Below are 1,173 nucleotides of genomic sequence, written 5' to 3'. Positions count from 1 at the left end.
CGGGCGATCGCCACGGTCACGGTTGAAACCACCGCCCGAGGGGCGGTCGTCACGACGGAAGCCACCACGGTCGTCGCGGTCACGGTTGAAGCCACCACCGGACGGACGGTCGTCACGACGCGGACGGTCGTCACGGTTGAAGCCGCCACCGGAGGGGCGGTCGTCGCGACGGAAGCCACCACGGTCGCCACCACGGTCATCGCGGTTGAAACCACCCGACGGGCGATCGCCACGGTCACGGTTGAAACCACCGCCCGAGGGGCGGTCGTCACGGCGGAAGCCACCACGGTCGCCACCACGGTCATCGCGGTTGAAACCACCCGACGGGCGGTCCCCACGGTCACGGTTGAAACCACCGCCCGAGGGGCGGTCGTCACGACGGAAGCCACCGCGGTCGTCGCGGTCACGGTTGAAGCCACCACCGGACGGACGGTCGTCACGACGCGGACGGTCGTCACGGTCACGGTTGAAACCGCCCGGACGGTCATCGCGACGGAAACCGCCACCACCGGACGGGCGGTCGCCGCGGTCGCGGTTGAAGCCGCCACCGGAGGGGCGGTCGTCGCGACGGAAGCCGCCACGGTCGCCACCACGGTCATCGCGGTTGAAACCACCCGACGGGCGATCGCCACGGTCACGGTTGAAGCCGCCACCGGACGGACGGTCGTCACGACGCGGACGGTCGTCACGGTTGAAACCACCACCCGAGGGGCGGTCGTCACGGCGGAAGCCGCCGCCGCCCTGACGGTCGTCCCGACGGGCGCCGCCACGGTCGTTCGACCAGCCCCCACGGGACCGGGGCTCGTAGCCTCGGCCGTCGTCCGATCGACGCTCGGGACGGTCCTGGGGCTGGTTCGACATCGTGGTGACTCCTTCTGCTGCTTCAGCTCCACCGCGGACTGAGCAACTCCGCTGCCGTCACGCGGTTTCGGCGCCGGCCTCCTGGCCGCGCACCATCTCCATTGTCCGACATCCCGGAACACTCCGCCTGGGCGAAGGTCCCGGCCTGCCGGGGTACTACTCGTTCGCAAAACACAAAAAGGCCGCGGCCCCAGCGAGTCGCTGGGGCCGCGGCCTTGAATAATTGTTCGGCGGCGTCCTACTCTCCCACAGGGTCCCCCCTGCAGTACCATCGGCGCTGTAAGGCTTAGCTTCCGGGTTCGGAATGTAACC

The 1,173-nt window shown here is 69.7% G+C and carries 1 rRNA gene and 1 pseudogene; both read right to left on the bottom strand.

The window, feature by feature from the left end:
* Positions 1 to 759, bottom strand: a pseudogene (locus AB0P03_RS39625) (tetratricopeptide repeat protein); the annotation flags it as partial.
* 327 nt (positions 760 to 1,086) lie between these two features.
* Positions 1,087 to 1,173, bottom strand: a 5S ribosomal RNA gene (gene rrf / locus AB0P03_RS39620); the annotation flags it as partial.

It is taken from the genome of Kitasatospora sp. NPDC088779 (genome assembly GCF_040685395.1).
Taxonomy (GTDB): domain Bacteria; phylum Actinomycetota; class Actinomycetes; order Streptomycetales; family Streptomycetaceae; genus Kitasatospora.
Note: the sequence above shows the minus strand (reverse complement) of the source record. Positions and strands in the feature narration are given on the sequence as shown.